Here is a 1,654-nt window from a genome sequence, read left to right on the forward strand (position 1 = left end):
CGGCGATTTTCAAGGTAGTTGTCGCGTGAGCGTGTCACGCTGCCTTTGATGTTTGCTGCAGTACCGCTTCCCGCTCCGGGTTCAGGCACACGATTGGTGCCAGCACCCAGTTCCTGATGTTGCCGCTCCAGCGCTCCGGGTGCCGTGCACGCGCCGCCTCGTACAGCTCGATACGCTTGCGCAGCAACTCTTCCGCCTGGCCAGTATGTCGCTGCGCCGGGGTCACGAACTTCAGGGCGCTGTGGCGATGTTCATGGTTGTACCAGGCCACGAAGCTGTTCACCCAGTTCCTGGCCTGCTCCAGCGTGTCGAAGGGCCGCTCCGGCCACAGCGGGCAGTACTTCGCCGTGCGGAACAAGGCCTCGGCATAGGCGTTGTCATTGCTCACCCGCGGGCGGCTGAACGAGGGCATCACACCCAGGTTCTGCATGGCCGCCAGCATGGTCGAGCCCTTCATCGCGCTGCCGTTGTCCGAGTGCAGTACCAGCGGCTGGCCTGCTCGCTGTTCACGTAGGCAGGCCTGGCGTAGCAGCTGGGCGGCCTGCTCGGCGCTTTCACTTTCATGCACCTCGTTGGCCACCAGCTTCCGGCTGTAGACGTCCTTGATCATGTACCAGTAGAAGTAACGGCCCTTGACCGTGGTCGGCAGCCAGGTGATGTCCCAGCACCACAGCTGGTTCGGGCCGTCGGCCACATGGGTCGTCAGCGCTCGTTTCACCGGTGGGCGGCTACGGCCGCGCGGATGCTGCTGTTCGGCGTCCTTCAGCAACCGGTAAAAGGTCGACTCCGAGGCCAGCCAGGTGCCCTGATCGGCCAGCCGCGCCACGATCTGCTGCGGCGGCAGGCTGGCAAACTCGGGCTGGTTGGCGACCTCCAGCACGCGGCGGCGCTCTTGCGGGGTCAGCTTGTTGGCCGGCTCAGCTCGCTGTGCCGAAGGACGCCGATCCTCCGGGCAGTGCTGCCAGCGCTGCAGGCTGCGCAGCGACAGGCCCAGTTCGGCGCAGGCCTGCGCCCGCCGCGCTCCCGCCGCCACGGCGTCCTCGATCAACTGCAGCGTTTCACGGCGATCCGGGGCGCTGATCATTCGTCCTCGTCCTTCCCCCAGAGCGCCTCGGCTTTTTTTCGCAACACCAGCAGAGCCGCGGTTTCTGCCAGCGCCGCATCCTTGCGCCGCAGTTCACGCTCCAGCTGCTTGATGCGCTTCTTCGCGGCCTTTTCCTCTTCGCGTTCGCGCCGGGTCTTGATCGGCTGAGCCAGGCTGTTGGCCTGCTCGCAGGCTTCGCGCCAGGCGTTGATCTGCTCGACATACAGGCCTTTGCGCCGGCAGTACTCCGCCAGCTCAGCCGCATTGAGGCTGGCGCTTTCCAGCACCACCCGAAACTTGTCCTGGCTCGACCACTGGTCGGCCTGCTGTCCATCTCCCGGCACCACTGCTCCCGCTGCTCTGGCCTGTTTGCGCCAAGCATACAGGGTGGCATCAGTAATGCCTGTCGCTTCCACCAGCTCCGGCACCGTCCGGTTCAAGGGCGGCATCATCTGCCGCACCACCCACTCCCGATGCTCTATCGAATAACGCGCCACACGGCTCTCACTTCCGCCCACCGACCAAGACTCATCGAATCAACTCACACGACAACTATCCTGACGCGGCGGG

Annotated in this window: 1 protein-coding gene; it reads right to left on the bottom strand. The window is 65.1% G+C overall.

Annotated elements, in window-relative coordinates:
• Positions 1-34: 34 nt before the first annotated feature.
• Positions 35-1,581 (bottom strand): IS3 family transposase gene (locus GYA94_RS19940; protein ID WP_086937305.1). Its coding sequence is split into 2 segments (ribosomal slippage): positions 35-1,095 and positions 1,095-1,581, totalling 1,548 coding nucleotides; the frame shifts between segments, so codons are not numbered across the junction.
• Between the last annotated feature and the right edge of the window lie 73 nt (positions 1,582-1,654).

It is taken from the genome of Pseudomonas juntendi (assembly GCF_009932375.1).
GTDB lineage: Bacteria > Pseudomonadota > Gammaproteobacteria > Pseudomonadales > Pseudomonadaceae > Aquipseudomonas > Aquipseudomonas juntendi.